The 14,585-nt window shown below is 46.9% G+C and carries 14 protein-coding genes; 7 read left to right on the plus strand and 7 right to left on the minus strand.

Going from position 1 to position 14,585, the window contains the following annotated elements:
• Positions 1 to 417: 417 nt before the first annotated feature.
• The gene (locus BMZ72_RS06990) at positions 418 to 774 is read right to left on the minus strand and encodes a YraN family protein (RefSeq protein ID WP_089806571.1); all 357 of its coding nucleotides are present in this window, start codon (positions 772 to 774) and stop codon (positions 418 to 420) included.
• A gap of 75 nt (positions 775 to 849) precedes the next feature.
• On the opposite strand from BMZ72_RS06990, the gene manA reads away from it, so the two are divergent.
• The 3 genes from manA (at position 850) to BMZ72_RS07005 (ending at position 3,146) form a co-directional block, all read left to right on the plus strand.
• Entirely contained in the window at positions 850 to 2,076 is a 1,227-nt protein-coding gene (manA, locus tag BMZ72_RS06995; RefSeq protein ID WP_089806573.1) for a mannose-6-phosphate isomerase, class I, read from the plus strand.
• Positions 2,077 to 2,111: 35 nt separating this feature from the next.
• Complete coding sequence (locus BMZ72_RS07000) at positions 2,112 to 2,708, plus strand: DUF6580 family putative transport protein (protein WP_089806575.1); 597 nt, start codon at positions 2,112 to 2,114, stop codon at positions 2,706 to 2,708.
• Between the two features lie 252 nt (positions 2,709 to 2,960).
• Positions 2,961 to 3,146 (plus strand): hypothetical protein, encoded by a 186-nt coding sequence (locus BMZ72_RS07005; RefSeq protein WP_089806577.1) that lies wholly within the window; start codon positions 2,961 to 2,963, stop codon positions 3,144 to 3,146.
• Between the two features lie 195 nt (positions 3,147 to 3,341).
• Here BMZ72_RS07005 and lepA read toward each other — a convergent pair whose 3' ends face one another.
• Positions 3,342 to 5,129 carry a translation elongation factor 4 gene (gene lepA / locus BMZ72_RS07010; protein WP_012791666.1) on the minus strand — a complete coding sequence of 596 codons (1,788 nt, stop codon included), beginning with the start codon at positions 5,127 to 5,129 and terminating at the stop codon, positions 3,342 to 3,344.
• Between the two features lie 130 nt (positions 5,130 to 5,259).
• On the opposite strand from lepA, the gene BMZ72_RS07015 reads away from it, so the two are divergent.
• Genes BMZ72_RS07015 through BMZ72_RS07025 form a run of 3 tightly spaced genes read left to right on the plus strand, consistent with a single transcriptional unit; the run spans position 5,260 to position 7,455 of the window.
• On the plus strand, positions 5,260 to 5,517 hold the full coding sequence (locus BMZ72_RS07015) for an acyl-CoA-binding protein (protein ID WP_089806579.1): 258 nt from the start codon (positions 5,260 to 5,262) through the stop codon (positions 5,515 to 5,517).
• A 54-nt stretch (positions 5,518 to 5,571) separates the two neighbouring features.
• The gene (gene rocD / locus BMZ72_RS07020) at positions 5,572 to 6,804 is read left to right on the plus strand and encodes an ornithine--oxo-acid transaminase (protein ID WP_089806581.1); all 1,233 of its coding nucleotides are present in this window, start codon (positions 5,572 to 5,574) and stop codon (positions 6,802 to 6,804) included.
• A 6-nt stretch (positions 6,805 to 6,810) separates the two neighbouring features.
• Positions 6,811 to 7,455 carry a VIT1/CCC1 transporter family protein gene (locus BMZ72_RS07025; protein ID WP_089806583.1) on the plus strand — a complete coding sequence of 215 codons (645 nt, stop codon included), beginning with the start codon at positions 6,811 to 6,813 and terminating at the stop codon, positions 7,453 to 7,455.
• 74 nt (positions 7,456 to 7,529) lie between these two features.
• Here the strand turns inward: BMZ72_RS07025 and BMZ72_RS07030 are convergent, their stop codons facing one another.
• Positions 7,530 to 7,910: a hypothetical protein gene (locus tag BMZ72_RS07030; protein WP_012791662.1), complete on the minus strand. Its 381-nt coding sequence runs from the start codon at positions 7,908 to 7,910 to the stop codon at positions 7,530 to 7,532.
• A 9-nt stretch (positions 7,911 to 7,919) separates the two neighbouring features.
• Complete coding sequence (locus BMZ72_RS07035; protein WP_089806584.1) at positions 7,920 to 10,118, minus strand: S9 family peptidase; 2,199 nt, start codon at positions 10,116 to 10,118, stop codon at positions 7,920 to 7,922.
• Positions 10,119 to 10,366: 248 nt separating this feature from the next.
• On the opposite strand from BMZ72_RS07035, the gene BMZ72_RS07040 reads away from it, so the two are divergent.
• On the plus strand, positions 10,367 to 10,609 hold the full coding sequence (locus BMZ72_RS07040) for a hypothetical protein (protein ID WP_012791660.1): 243 nt from the start codon (positions 10,367 to 10,369) through the stop codon (positions 10,607 to 10,609).
• Here the strand turns inward: BMZ72_RS07040 and BMZ72_RS07045 are convergent, their stop codons facing one another.
• From BMZ72_RS07045 to BMZ72_RS07055, 3 genes are all read right to left on the minus strand, one after another.
• Entirely contained in the window at positions 10,610 to 11,518 is a 909-nt protein-coding gene (locus tag BMZ72_RS07045) for a YihY/virulence factor BrkB family protein (RefSeq protein WP_089806587.1), read from the minus strand.
• Positions 11,519 to 11,588: 70 nt separating this feature from the next.
• Positions 11,589 to 12,014, minus strand: a complete 426-nt coding sequence (locus BMZ72_RS07050) for a hypothetical protein (protein ID WP_089806588.1) — start codon at positions 12,012 to 12,014, stop codon at positions 11,589 to 11,591.
• Between the two features lie 57 nt (positions 12,015 to 12,071).
• On the minus strand, positions 12,072 to 14,525 hold the full coding sequence (locus BMZ72_RS07055) for an AsmA family protein (RefSeq protein WP_089806590.1): 2,454 nt from the start codon (positions 14,523 to 14,525) through the stop codon (positions 12,072 to 12,074).
• Between the last annotated feature and the right edge of the window lie 60 nt (positions 14,526 to 14,585).

Here is a 14,585-nt window from a genome sequence, read left to right on the forward strand (position 1 = left end):
ATCACAACCACGATATATCGATATACAATGAAGAATGCAAAGCAGCATGACGCCACAACTGCATAACTATACGACTGTACAACTGCATTACCCACCACCCCTAAACTTAATCAGCAGCGGCGTTGAGGCGCAGGGTTCAGATGGAGATTACGGGCCTTAGTTCTTAGAAGTATGCCCGGCCCATGCACCAGGGGTTTAATCCACCAAACCAACGCCCAACTCTCCAAAATAAAGCCAAATAGCAAGGAACTTCTAAGAACGACAGCCCGTAATCCCATACTGAATCCGGAGCATTCCCCCCTGCCTCTGACAACCAACAGCCTGAAAACACTAACTACACAAAGTATAAGGGCATACGATTCCCGCCCGGCTACATTCACAACCAGTCAGCAATAAAACACTCACCCGAGATGAAAGCTAAAACGCATCCTCAAAATGCACCAGCTCATAAGTACCATCCGGCTGGAAAGTAATCGCAATCACATCAAACCGTATGACCTTCGGCAGCTGCTTCATCCGATCCATATACGCAGATGCCACTGCCTGTATATTCCGCCGCTTCGCCGCCGTAACATGCTTCTCCGGCCAGCCATAAAGATCACTCGCCAGCGTCTTCACCTCAAAAAACACCAGACAACCATCCCGCGAAGCGATAATATCTATCTCCTTCCGCCGATGCCGCCAGTTAACCGCTATGATCTCGTAATGATGCAGCCGGAGATGCCCGCATGCAATCAACTCCCCTTTTTTGCCCAGAGCTATATGGGATGCCATTGTTTTGACTATTTTTGCTCTTCCATCAGGAAAAACAACAGGTTAACAATCACAGGAAAATAAATAATATTACGCATGAGCGAGAAGAAATTATTCAGACTGGACGGTAAGGTACAGAACTATGCATGGGGTGGATATCACTACATCCCTGCATTATTAGGCATTCCGGAAAACGGCAAACCAAGCGCTGAATACTGGATGGGCGCACACCAGAGCGCACCATCAGTCATTGCTGCCAACGGACAATCATCCCCGCTGGATCAGCTGGTAAAGGCCAATCCGGAACATGTACTCGGACCTAAAGTATGGAAGCGTTTCGGCGAATTACCTTATCTGCTGAAGATCCTGGACGTAAAAGATATGCTCTCTATCCAGGTACATCCTACAAAAGTAGAAGCAGAGAAAGGCTTTGCCCGTGAAAACGAAGCAGGCATTCCGCTGAATGCACCTCATCGTAATTACAAAGATGCCAACCACAAACCGGAGATCATGGTGGCACTCAGTGAATTCTGGCTGTTACATGGATTCCTGCCGGAAGACAAGCTGAGAAAGGTATTAGAGACTGTAAATGCATTTGCACCACTGGCGCCGATCTTTGAGAAAGAGGGTTACTATGGTTTATATAAAGCGGTAATGGAAATGCCACAGGCGGAAGTGAACACGATGTTGCGTCCGTTGGCAGAAGCCGTATCAGAAGCATATCAGAACAACCGTCTGGCGAAATCTGATCCGGCATTCTGGGCAGGCAGAGCGATCGCGAATGATCCACAGGGACTGGAGAATCTGGACAGAGGTATCTTCTCTATCTATTTCTTCAACATCATGGAAGTACATCCGGGTGAAGCAGTATTCCAGGACGCAGGTATTCCGCACGCTTATCTGGAAGGACAGAACGTGGAACTGATGGCAAATTCTGATAATGTGCTGCGTGGCGGACTGACGCCTAAACATATTGATGTACCGGAGTTGCTGAAACATACACGTTTTGAGCCGGTGCATCCGAAGATCCTGACAGGCGAAAGCATCAGCGGCGGACTGGAAATGATCTACCATTCTCCGGCGCCTGATTTCGTAGTAAGCCGTATCGTTTTACAGAACGGTCAGCGTTATGAGCATACGAGCGAGGCGACTGAGATCATGCTGGTAATGGAAGGCGCTGCGATCATTACAGAACAGGGCGGTGAAGCGATCCACCTGAAGAAGGGAGAATCAGTGGTAACGTACTTCGATGCGACCTATGATATCCAGAGCAATGCAGGCGCTGTGATCTTTAAAGCAAGCGTACCTGTTCAATCTATTTAAAATCAATTATCTTTGATATAAATAATTGACCCATTATGAAAAAGGATTCTATCCAGGAAATACTGATCATCAGCCTGCTGATATTCCTGTCTGCCCTTTGCCGCATTCTGACAAACCAGGCTGGTTTGTGGAATTTCAACGCCATTGGTGCAGCAGCCCTCTTCGGCGGTATCGTTCTGAAAGATAAACGCCTGGCGTATATCATTCCGCTATTGTCTTTATTCCTTTCAGACGTTTTCCTGCAGCTGTTCACCAGCATTCAGGCGCTGAACCGTGACTACCTGGGACAGTTGTTCTTCGTGTATGGCGCATTTATGCTGATCGCCTTCGTTGGTACCCGTATCAGAAAAGTGAACACCCTGACACTCCTGCTGTCTTCTATCGGTACCGGCGTCCTGTTCTTCCTGATCACGAACCTGGGCACATTCCTCACCACAGACATGTATCCTAAAACAGGTGCTGGCCTGCTGGCTTGCTACGCTGCCGGTATTCCTTTCTACAAAGAAGGCGATATGTTCAGCAGTTTCGCACTGAATGGCCTGATGGGCAACGTATTCTTTACAGCAGTACTGTTCGGCGTATGGAGCATCCTGAAATCGTCAGTAATTGTTCCAAAAAGCCAGTTAGCTTAATCGAATCGAGCAAATCACAAATCATATTAAAAAGCCGGCAGGATACAATTTCTGCCGGCTTTTTTTGTTTTTACCCACCCATAAGTTATTGAATACAAGAACATTACAACATTTCTTCGCTCAAAACAGACCAAACTCACTGATTATTAATCAGATAAGGCTTCTTTCTTCGCTCTACACCGAAGGTATACCGCTATTACGCCGCTACCCGTACGCCTGGAAGCGAAGCAATACCGGCATAATAACGGCGTAATGACGGTATACATCGAAGAAACAAATATTATAAAGGCCATGGTCATAGCTTATCTAAAATTAGTTAAGGGCCACATAGCAGCGCAGGGTTCAGATGGAGATTACGGGCTTAGTTCTGAGAAGTATGCTGAGCCCATGCAACCAGGGGTTCACTCCACCTTACCAAAGCCCAACTCTCCAAAATAAGCCAAATAACAATGAACTTCGAAGAACTACAGCCCGTAATCCCATACTGAATCCGAAGCATCCCCCCTGCCATTAAGCAAATAAACCCACATAACTAATTAAGGACCATGTAACAGCGCAGGGCTATAAATAAATAAAAAAGCGACTGGATCACTCCAGCCGCTTTAATTTCCCAAAATTTGATGTATTGGCGTATTAATCTAATTTGAGTACAGCGAGGAATGCCTCCTGCGGTACTTCCACATTACCAATCTGTCTCATACGCTTCTTACCTTCTTTCTGTTTTTCCAACAGTTTACGCTTACGGGAGATATCACCACCATAACATTTGGCAGTAACATCCTTACGCATAGCGCTGATCGTTTCACGGGCCAGAATTTTGGCGCCGATCGCTGCCTGGATCGCAATCATAAATTGCTGACGAGGCAACAGTTCCTTCAGCTTTTCACAGAGTTTACGACCGAAGTCCTGTGCGCGACCACGGTGGATCAGGGCGCTCAGCGCATCCACCTTGTCGCCGTTCAGCAGGATATCCATCTTCGCGATGTCACTGTCACGGTAACCGATCGGTGCATAGTCAAAGGATGCGTAACCACGTGTCTGGCTTTTCAGCTTATCATAGAAATCGAATACGATCTCTGTGAGTGGCATTTCAAATATCAGTTCAACCCTGGTTGGGGTCAGATAGCTTTGATTCATCAGGAGACCTCTCTTACCGAGACACAGCGTCATAATGTTACCGATATAATCCGGTTTGGTAATGATCTGTGCTCTGATGAACGGTTCTTCAATGCGTTCCAGTGTGCTTGGGTCCGGCATTTCAGAAGGGTTGTTCACGATGATGGTTTCCTTTCTGGTGGTGTGAGCGATGAAGCTTACGTTCGGAACGGTGGTGATCACTGTCTGGTTGAACTCTCTTTCCAGACGTTCCTGGATGATCTCCATGTGCAGCATACCGAGGAATCCGCATCGGAAACCGAAGCCAAGCGCCTGAGATGTTTCAAGTTCAAAAGTCAGGGAGGCATCGTTCAGCTGCAGTTTCTCCATACAGTCACGCAGCTCTTCGAAGTCTTCTGTATTTACCGGGAAGATACCTGCGAATACCATTGGTTTCACCTCTTCGAAGCCGTTGATTGACTCCAGACTAGGATTCGCGCTGGTAGTGATGGTATCACCCACTTTTACCTCTTTCGCATTTTTGATACCGGTGATGATGTAACCTACATCGCCGGTCTTAACGGTCTGTGTTGGTTGCAGACCAAGTTTCAGAATACCTACTTCATCAGCAAAGTATTCTTCATCCGTATTGAAGAATTTAACTTTATCACCTTTTTTGAGGGTACCGTTAAATATTCTGTAGTAAGCGATGATACCGCGGAAGGAGTTGAATACGCTATCAAAGATCAGGGCCTGTAATGGTGCTTCCGGATCTCCTTTTGGAGCTGGAACACGTTTCACGATTGCATCCAGGATCTCTTCGATACCAATACCCGTCTTACCGGAAGCCAGCAGGATCTCATCCTCTTTACAACCGATGAGTTCTATGATCTGGTCTTTTACCTCCGGGATCATAGCACCGTCCATATCGATCTTGTTGATCACGGGGATGATCTCCAGGTCATTTTCCAGCGCCAGATAGAGGTTGGAAATAGTTTGTGCCTGGATACCCTGAGCAGCATCAACCAACAGCAGTGCACCTTCGCAGGCAGCCAGTGCACGGGATACTTCATAAGAGAAGTCCACGTGACCGGGAGTATCGATCAGGTTAAATACATATGACGTTCCGTCCTGAACATAGTTCATCTGGATCGCATGGCTTTTAATAGTGATACCTTTCTCTCTTTCCAGATCCATGTCATCCAATACCTGAGCCTGCATTTCTCTGTCTGAGATCGTCTTTGTATGCTCTAACAGCCTGTCAGCCAATGTACTTTTACCGTGGTCGATGTGTGCAATGATGCAAAAATTCCTGATATTCTTCATATATGCTTTTAAAACCAGGCGTTTAACGCCCCGCGTCAAGCCGCAAAGTTATTTAAAATTTGCTATACCCGGATAGTGCCGGCCGTCAGATTTGGTACTATTTTATCTACATTTAAGAAAAATCTTTCTTATGGATCTGCAACAACAGTTTGAAACGGCCGCTACAGCCAGCAAAACCCTGACCCAAAAGCCTGATAATGAGACCCTTCTGCAACTCTACTCACTGTATAAACAAGGAACTGAAGGTGATATCAACAGTGAACCGCCCGCTAACCCATTTGATTTTGTGGCCAAAGCCAAGTATGAAGCCTGGGAGAAACTAAAGGGAAAAGCGAAAGAAACTGCCCAGCAGGAATATATTGCTTTGGTGAATAAACTGAAAGGATAATTCTTAATCGCTGTCCCCTTCAATTGCTCAGCCATTTGCTTACCTTTGGGGAGTATGTTACACACATTTAATATCAGTGAAAAGACCCAGCATTTTCTGGACCTCGAAGAACAATACGGGGCTCACAACTACCATCCATTGCCCGTAGTACTGGATCGTGGAGAAGGTGTTTTTCTCTGGGACGTTGACGGTAAACGTTATTTCGACTTCCTGTCAGGTTATTCCGCGGTGAATCAGGGGCATTGTCACCCGACGATCATTCGTGCCCTGACCGAACAGGCACAGCGACTGACCCTTACCTCCCGTGCTTTTCACAATGACCTGCTCGGTGAATACGCAGCCTTTATCACCCGCTTCTTCGGCTACGATAAGGTACTGCCGATGAACACCGGCGTGGAAGCCGTGGAAACAGCCCTTAAACTGGCCCGTCGCTGGGGTTACGTGGTGAAAGGTATTCCCGAAAATCAGGCAAAGATCATCGTATGCGCCAATAACTTCCATGGCCGTACCCTGAATGTTATTTCCTTTAGTACAGATCCTTCTTCCCGGACGAACTTCGGTCCGTTTATGCCGGGATACGAAGTGATTCCATATAATAACCTGGCGGCCCTGGAAAGAGCCCTTCAGGATACAAATGTCGCCGGCTTCCTCGTAGAACCGATACAGGGAGAAGCGGGTGTGATGGTACCGGATGACGGATACCTCTCCAAAGCCCGTCAGTACTGTGAAGATGCCAACGTATTATTTATCGCAGACGAAATCCAGACGGGACTGGCCCGTACCGGTAAAATGCTTTGCTGCGACCACGAAAACGTACGTCCTGACATCCTGATACTCGGTAAGGCCCTTTCGGGAGGCATATTGCCGGTAGCCGCCGTACTCGCGGACGATGAGATCATGCTCACGATTAAACCTGGTGAACATGGCAGCACCTATGGCGGTAACCCGCTGGCCTGCAAAGTAGCCATCGCAGCACTGACCGTATTGAAAGAAGAAAAGATGACGGAAAACGCAGCCGCAATGGGTGAACTGCTCAGAAATGAACTGGCTGCACTCAACTCTCCTCATATCAGTACCATCCGCGGAAAAGGCCTGCTGAATGCCATCGTTATCAATCACGACCATCCGGAAGCCGCCTGGGACCTTTGCCTGGCACTAAAGGAAAATGGCTTACTGGCCAAACCGACCCATGGCGATAAGATCCGTTTCGCACCGCCACTGCTGATCACAGCAGCACAGGTGAAAGAAGCTGTCGCCATTATTGCTAAAAGTCTTGAAATATTATAGCCGCGCATGTCCAAAGAGCAGAAAGCCATCCGTAGCAGCGGTTGGAAAACAGATTTCCTGATCGGATTTCCTGAAGGATTGTTATTACTGTTGTTTACCACCTTCCTCTCACAGGGATTGCCAATAACAGTACAACTATTCTATACCATCAATACCTGCATATGGTTGGCGGGCAGCCTCCTTGTGACAATTACCGCCTTCCAGGCCAGTCGGGGCGATACGCAACATGACGAAAGCACGCTTTCTCCGGAAGAAAGGGAAAAACTGGAAAAGCTTAATATCAGTGAGCCGATTATCCGGAACATCGCAGACGAAATGCAGAAAGATGCCCAACAGTGGGAACAGACCCTGCGGGATGAACATGTGGAGGAACGTCATTTCAGTTTCGCGACAGCGCTTCGCAGCGGACTCTTAACAGGCCTCTTCTTCCTCATAGGTGGAATGCTACCCTTCATCTCCTATCTGCGGAACGAGAACTTTGCCATGGCAGCATCTGCAAGTGTGATGATTACCTTCCTGACTATGACGGTTTTCAGCTTTCTTAAGTCACGTATGACCAGTCAGCCACCCATCCCAATCATATTGCGCAATCTGGCATATACCGGAGCTGTCTGGCTGGGAGCATATATCATGCTGACGATATTCAGATAAATAAAGCATAAGTCTATAAAACGAAAAAGGCGTCAACCAACGGTCGACGCCTTTTTCATTTATAAGACTTGTGATTACTTTTTTCCATTACTGAATATCACACTCACAAACGCTACAATCGCTGCCAGTATCGAAAGGTACAATCCTATCTCTCTCTCCGGACAAACACCCATCTCACATCTGGAGAACAATATAAAGTTCCTGAACGTCCAGGCCACCAGAAATGCCGTGATGAAAAGATTGATACGTGCAAACCATTTACCGCGTAACGCAAACAACACACCTGCCATCACGGCCACGGCTATATTCAATTTACCTGGTTCACCAAAACTGGAACCAACAGTATTCAGACCTGTGAAAGCCAGGTGTTTACTTTCAATAGTCAGCCATGGTAAAAATGCGCTGACTATGACTACGATCACTGAAACTAATCCTATTATATTTGCTCTGTTCATAATTCGTTATTATCTCGCTCCCGGAGGACAATGCTCTTTCAGGTAATTAGTATATAATGCAGAAAGGTGCTGGAAAGTACCTGCCCCTTCGCTGATACTGTGCGTACGGTTAGGGTAAGACATAAACTGGAACTGCTTGCCGTTACGGATCAGTTCATTCTGCAGCAACTCCGCATTCTGGAAATGTACGTTGTCATCACCTGTACCGTGTACATACAGCAGATTACCCACCAGTCCTTTGGTGTAAGTTACCGGAGAACCATTGACATAATCTTCACGGTTTTCCTGTGGTAATCCCATATAACGCTCCTGGTAAATATTATCATACGTGAACAGACTTCCTACCGCTGCAATAGCGATACCTGTTTTGTAGATCTGCGGATAACGGAACAGCAGGTTGAGCGTCATGCCACCGCCACCACTCCAGCCCCATACCGCTACGCGGGAGGTATCCAGATAAGCATGACGTTTGAAGAGCTCCGTTGCTGCCATTGCCTGATCCTGCATATTTACCTGACCGACCTTACGGTAGATTGCCTTACGCCAGGTACGGCCTTTCGGTAAAGGCGTGCCACGGTTATCCATAGAAATATAGATATAACCATCTGCCGCCATATCGCCATTATAGATGAAGTTGCGTCCTGCGCCATATTCATCTTTTGCAGTAGCAGCTGCCGGTTCACCATATACATAGAATACTACGGGATACTTCTTCGTAGAATCGAAATTAGCCGGACGAGCCATCCAGCCATCCATCGTCACACCATCAGCAGTGGTCACCTGGAAGAACTCCTGACGGATCGCAAAACGGGATGTCTGTAAGTCACGGATGATACGGCTGTTGGTCGCATCTTTATGCTCCGGCAGATATACCAGTTCTGAATGCGGCTGATAGTAGTGATTGGAGAAACTGTGCAGGGCATAGTCCGCAGTCGGAGAGATCTCATATTCATGCGTACCTGATTCTGCCAGCGGAGAGACTCTTTCCGGCTGACCTTTGCCATCCAGGGATACTTTGTACAGATACTGCTGGGTCGCATTTTCAGGAGACGCCAGTACATAAGCCTGATTATGTGCCTCGTCGATACGCAGCAGGTTGATGATATCATATTGGCCCGGAGTGATCAGGGTTTCTTTACCATTCATATCGATGCTGTAGAGGTGTCTCCAGCCATCTTTCTCACTCACCCAAATGAAGGATTTACCACCTTTGGTCCAGTCCCATCCTGTCAGTTCATCATTCCAGCGGGAACGGATATCGATCCAGGCAGAATCACTTTCTTTATAGAGTTCTGTGGTTTTACCGGTCGTCGCATTCGCAGTGTAGAGGATGCTCTGGTTCTGTTTTCTGTTGAGTTGTTGCAGTATCAGACCGGTACGGGCAGGATTCCATTCCATACGGGTAATATAATGTTGCTGCGCATCACCCGGTACCTGTACCCAGGTTGTTTTAGCTGTAGTGATATCCACCACACCTACGCGGCAGGAAGACGGACTTTCACCCGCTTTCGGATATTCAACCGGCACAGTGTAGGAATACAGGGAATCGGTATTGTCGATCATCAGGAAATCCCTGATCTTACGCGCATCGATCTGCCAGTAAGCGATCGCACGGCTGTCCGGACTCCAGCGGAAACCATCCCGGCAGTCAAACTCCTCTTCATATGCCCAGTCAAAAGTACCGTTGATCAGACGGCGGGAACCATCTTTCGTCAGTGCCTTGATCTTATTGGTAGCGAGTTCTTCCACATAGAGATTGTGTTCGCTGACATAAGCGACTTTCTGCCCATCGGGAGAAAATTTCGCGAACATGAGGGATGAGGCGGGTAATCCTTTACCCAATTGTACCAGTTTGCCGCTGGCAATATCCAGCACCCAGTAGTCGCCACGCGTCTTATAGCGCCATACTTTCTGCGCTTTTGTATAGATCAGCCACTTTTTCTCATCCGGTGTATAGGAGAAATCTTCTATTTCGATCGCCGGTTGACCTTTAGGTGTCAGGAGCGCCGGCGCGATCTTCCGGGTAGACTGGCCGTCTTTGGCGCTATACGCGGCAATACCGCCATTGTCTTCCGTCTGGTAAAAGGTCTTTCCGTCGCTGGACCATTTGACATGTTTCCATGGCTGTGCACTGGCACTACCTGCGACCATACAGACTAAAAAAGTGAGTACCCTGCTTCCAGGGCAGCTGAAATAACGTAAACGCATCTGGTAAATTTGAAACGGCAAGATAAATCATTGGCAGGAAAAAGGCGCGCCCAGTTTGTGGAAAACCTATTGTGGAAAAGTTTTATACAAGTGAGATACAACAAGTTATTACTTAAATTAATATATTTATACCGTTAAATTGTGCATGAAAATTGCAGTATAAATTTCTGTGAATGTTCGCCGAATACGTATATTCTAATTTAATCAAACTTTATTTTTTTTAATATCCTCTGAAAAACAGCATCACCATGATCCAGGTAACGTATACCTACAAGAACCGTGAATTCCTTCAACTGGAAGACTCTTTTATGAATCAGCTGGTACAATTGGGCGTAAGACAAATGCACGCATTACTGGAACCTCTCTCCGACTCTCTTGTGAATGAAACAGGCAAGATCCGTATCAATCTTGATCAGCATCCGAAAATCGAACTTGAAGGTTTCAGTAATCCTGTGAAAGACCAGATAGAAATGGTTTTACGTGGAGAATAATCAGCGGGCCTCCACATCAGCCAGTTCGTAAAACGTAGCATGACGCAGGGGCTGCATCGGACGATGTTTAAACTCGCTCCAGACTTTGGTAAATGCAGCACCGTAATAGAAGATAATAGCACTATAGAAGATAAACAGCATCAACAGCACAGCGGAGGCTGAAGCCCCATACAGGATTCCAATATTACCCCCATACAGCAGACGGCGTAATACTAATTTACCGATACTAAAAAGTACTCCCGTGAGCAGCGCTCCCGAGAAAGCTACTTTCCATGTCGGCCGGGCATCCGGCAGATAGCGGAAGAGTACCGCAAACCAGCAGGTAACGATCAGCAGAGACACCAGCTGTGTAAACACCCCGCTGAATATAAAGGCAGCGCTGGGAAATAATTCATTGACATAGTTACCCAGAAAGGCATGCGCACTTTCAGCCATCAGACTGGCCAGAAACAAAATACCGGCAGCACCGATAACGATCAGTGAACGCAGGCGGCCAAGCAGCGATTCCAGAAAGCTTTCCCTGACGGGAATACGTATCATCCATAACTGGTTAAGAGAACTTCTGATCACTTTCAGCAGGGTAGTCGCTACAAATAAGAGGAAGATGAATAATATAATGGCAACAGGCCAGGTTTGCGCCAGTCCGCGGAAACCTCTGAGGGTGATCACCACCTGATGGGCACTGTCTTTTCCTACCAGTTCTCCCAGCCGCTCAAAAAGCTGTTTGCCAATAGACCGGCGGTCGAAAAGCAGTCCGAATACCTGCAATAAGATCAACAGAATCGGGGGTAACGCGAAACTGGCAAAAAAAGCGGTCGCTCCCGCCAGTCGTAACGGGTCGTTATTTTGTAATACCTGAAATGACACACGCAGTGTGCGTATAATGCTCTTGAAATAGTCTCTGGACATTAATTACGAAAACATGGTCCGCTCATTAAAGTATAAAAACCATGCCTTTTTAAGGTGAAAAGCACCCGGACTAACGCCCGAGGATGAAAAAGTTCTGGGTCACCTTTACCCTGTCAGGGATCGTGACGCCATCAAAATGTATACTATTGAACTGAAAACTGCTGTCCGTGAGATGGGTCACCTCACAAAGCGTGGTATCCAGTTTGAAAAAGGCGTGTGTCACCGCTTCATAAGGCCGGGTACTGGAATTGTTATCCCAAAGCATCACCGCATCTCCTTTACCCTGTGCATTGATCTGAAAATCAATATAATCTGTACCAGGACGATTTACGACATCGAATCTTGTAAAAGCAGTATCCCCATTCTCGATGGTATATTCCTTATTAATAACCTGATGGATGTACCATTTACCATCATAGCCAGGTTGGTTGACTGTTGTGTCGTCTTTCTTACAGGCGGCAATAAGCAACAATGCCGAAACCAGCAGTTTTTTCATAGATGAATTGATTGTCAGGCGCTAAATTACTATAAAACGGCTGTTCAATTCAAAAAGTTACAATTCTGCTTCCTCCGGTTTGTCCTTTTTGCCCCCTAATTTGATCTTTACCTTTCCATCTTCCCCATCCATGGCATGCAAATGCAGGACAATCCCTTTTTTCCTCCGCAGCTTTTTTTCTTCCTTGTCCAGGTCCTCGTCCTTTTTCGGATTACGCAAAGGCACCGTGATATACATATCCGTCCCCTTTGTCATGGCATACACCCCTGAAATGTCCATATACAGGGCGCTGGAATTGATCTGCATGGGTGGTACAATGATTTTATTCCCCTGAAGGGTCAGGGTATTTTTCACGTTATCAAAGGTGATATTGTCCAGATTACGGCGACGGAATACCAGGTTCCCGATATCCTCCAGTGGTTCAAAATGTACCAGTGCACCCTGTCGCAGGTCAAAGGACAAGGTACCGTACATCGACTGTGGTGACATTTTCCCGTTATCCAGGATATTACCGCTGATGGCGGCGGTTGCGGAGAAGATCCCCCTGAGATTTTTGGAACTCAGCGACTGCATACCGAAATTATTGAACGCATGGAACAACTGGTCCACGTGTACATTCCGGATACCTGTATTGATCTTAAAACGGTTATTGATCCCGTCCTGTGTCATCACTCCGCTCATATTGATACTGCCACCCGCATGGGCCAGTGAAACCTGTCGCAGATTGACATTACTCTCCTTCATGGAGAGATCTGCCTTTACCTGCTGGGCCATAAAGTTCCCATAAGTCAGTTTATCCAGTTGCACACTGATATTGATGATACAGGAACTGAGCATCACGTCCAGCTGACTGGCAATACGGCTGATCTTACGTCTGTTGGCCGCTACACTTGTACGTTTGCCCTGCCGCCGTTTACCAAGAAAAGCCTTGAATTCATTCAGATCGATGCCGGTACTGCGCACTTTCCAGTCCAGTTCCAGTTTCTCCGGTGCGGAAAAGTATAAAATGGCGATATTCCGGACGCTTCCTTCCATCTGCAGACTACTCTTCTGTGTCTTTATGGAAATATTCTCCATGGACAGATCCGTCCCATTAAAGTTCATCAGGGCATTACAGGCACTGAATTGCAGATTCCTGGGGGTGTATTCCATTGCCCCGTCTTTCAGCTGGACCTTCCCCTTCAGATAGGGAATAATGGTATCCCCGACAGTGATCCCTCCTTTATAATACAATCCTGCTTTAGCCGTTCCACCGGTAAATTTGAACACGCCTTCATCTCCCTGCGCATCATTCAGATCCGTCAGCGGAAAGTCTGCCCTGAAATAACCCGCCAGTGTGGGGTGCCGCAGGTTGGTGATATCGATCGTATCGGCAGCTACAGGAATGCCATAGGTACGTGCTTTTAACCCGTAAAGGCTTACCACAGAATTCTCATCTGTATGTTCACCTGGTTGCCATTCATTCGAAAAACGGCCTGTAAAACTGCATTCCTGCAATTCCATGCCTTTGGTCGTTACATGATTATTCTCTGTTTTCCAGGTCACATTTACCCCTGGCTGATCACCTGCTTGCATCTGCCCTTTTATCACACAATCCGCATCCAGCGGATTCTCCAGATCAAGTATACTATCCAGTTTGGTGGTGATCTTTGGCGTCAGCATGGACGTGGCAAGACGAAAAGGTATCTGGTCGGCAATAATATGCACGGTAAATGGGCGGGGCTGATCACCAAAAGAAAAAGAGGCGCCTGCGGTGATCTTCTGATCGGCCACATATAGTACCTGTTGCGGGATCACCAGGAGTTTCCGGTTGCTGTTATAGGTAATTTCCAGGTCTGTCTGTAGGGATTTGTCTTTGAGGAAACTTCCCCTTTCTGTATTGAACGCCAGACTGGCCACCTGCAGGGCGGTGCGCATATTACACACCCAGCCGGAGTCATTGTTGCGGAGGTTCCCTCTGAGGTCCCGTATGGCAAAACTGAATAATTTATGTTTCTGTTGATTATCGATCACGAGGTTGACATTACTCAGCTGAAAACGGGTAATATCAGCGGCCATGCCTTTCCCACCTTCTGCCTTTACTTTCGTATTCTTTTTCAGCATGCCGGCATTGCTGTAACCCGTGCTGTCAGTGAATAAATAGATATTTCCGTCCTCTAAAGATATCTGTTTGATATCCAATTGTTTTTTAAGTAGCGAGAAAGTGTTTATTTTTACGAAGATACGTGCAACATCAACTAAGGGATGATGATGTATATTCCACAGACTATCCTTAACACTCACCCCTTCCAGCGCGACCGATACATTCGGAAAACTGCGCACCAGCGAAGGTTCCATGTCTTTTATCAACAGTTCTCCTCCATGTAGTCTGTCATTCAGCCGATCGCTGATCTGACGCAGAATCTGGTCTTTGTTATGCCGGATATGCCATGCTAGTCCGAGCCATAGCAATATGAGGAGGCCAATCAGGCTACCGGAAACAATCAGGGTTATACGAAGCCATTTCTGCATGTAGGGAATTTACGTGAAATCAAAAAAGAAGGTTTTTAGTTCTTAATTAACACAAAATGT

This window comes from Chitinophaga sp. YR627 (genome assembly GCF_900114995.1).
Taxonomy (GTDB): domain Bacteria; phylum Bacteroidota; class Bacteroidia; order Chitinophagales; family Chitinophagaceae; genus Chitinophaga.

Coding starts and splice junctions, on each gene's coding strand:
- BMZ72_RS06990 (WP_089806571.1), bottom strand. CDS start 774: ATGGCATCCCATATAGCTCTGGGCAAAAAAGGGGAGTTGATTGCATGC.
- manA (WP_089806573.1), top strand. CDS start 850: ATGAGCGAGAAGAAATTATTCAGACTGGACGGTAAGGTACAGAACTAT.
- BMZ72_RS07000 (WP_089806575.1), top strand. CDS start 2,112: ATGAAAAAGGATTCTATCCAGGAAATACTGATCATCAGCCTGCTGATA.
- BMZ72_RS07005 (WP_089806577.1), top strand. CDS start 2,961: ATGACGGTATACATCGAAGAAACAAATATTATAAAGGCCATGGTCATA.
- lepA (WP_012791666.1), bottom strand. CDS start 5,129: ATGAAGAATATCAGGAATTTTTGCATCATTGCACACATCGACCACGGT.
- BMZ72_RS07015 (WP_089806579.1), top strand. CDS start 5,260: ATGGATCTGCAACAACAGTTTGAAACGGCCGCTACAGCCAGCAAAACC.
- rocD (WP_089806581.1), top strand. CDS start 5,572: ATGTTACACACATTTAATATCAGTGAAAAGACCCAGCATTTTCTGGAC.
- BMZ72_RS07025 (WP_089806583.1), top strand. CDS start 6,811: ATGTCCAAAGAGCAGAAAGCCATCCGTAGCAGCGGTTGGAAAACAGAT.
- BMZ72_RS07030 (WP_012791662.1), bottom strand. CDS start 7,910: ATGAACAGAGCAAATATAATAGGATTAGTTTCAGTGATCGTAGTCATA.
- BMZ72_RS07035 (WP_089806584.1), bottom strand. CDS start 10,118: ATGCGTTTACGTTATTTCAGCTGCCCTGGAAGCAGGGTACTCACTTTT.
- BMZ72_RS07040 (WP_012791660.1), top strand. CDS start 10,367: ATGATCCAGGTAACGTATACCTACAAGAACCGTGAATTCCTTCAACTG.
- BMZ72_RS07045 (WP_089806587.1), bottom strand. CDS start 11,518: ATGTCCAGAGACTATTTCAAGAGCATTATACGCACACTGCGTGTGTCA.
- BMZ72_RS07050 (WP_089806588.1), bottom strand. CDS start 12,014: ATGAAAAAACTGCTGGTTTCGGCATTGTTGCTTATTGCCGCCTGTAAG.
- BMZ72_RS07055 (WP_089806590.1), bottom strand. CDS start 14,525: ATGCAGAAATGGCTTCGTATAACCCTGATTGTTTCCGGTAGCCTGATT.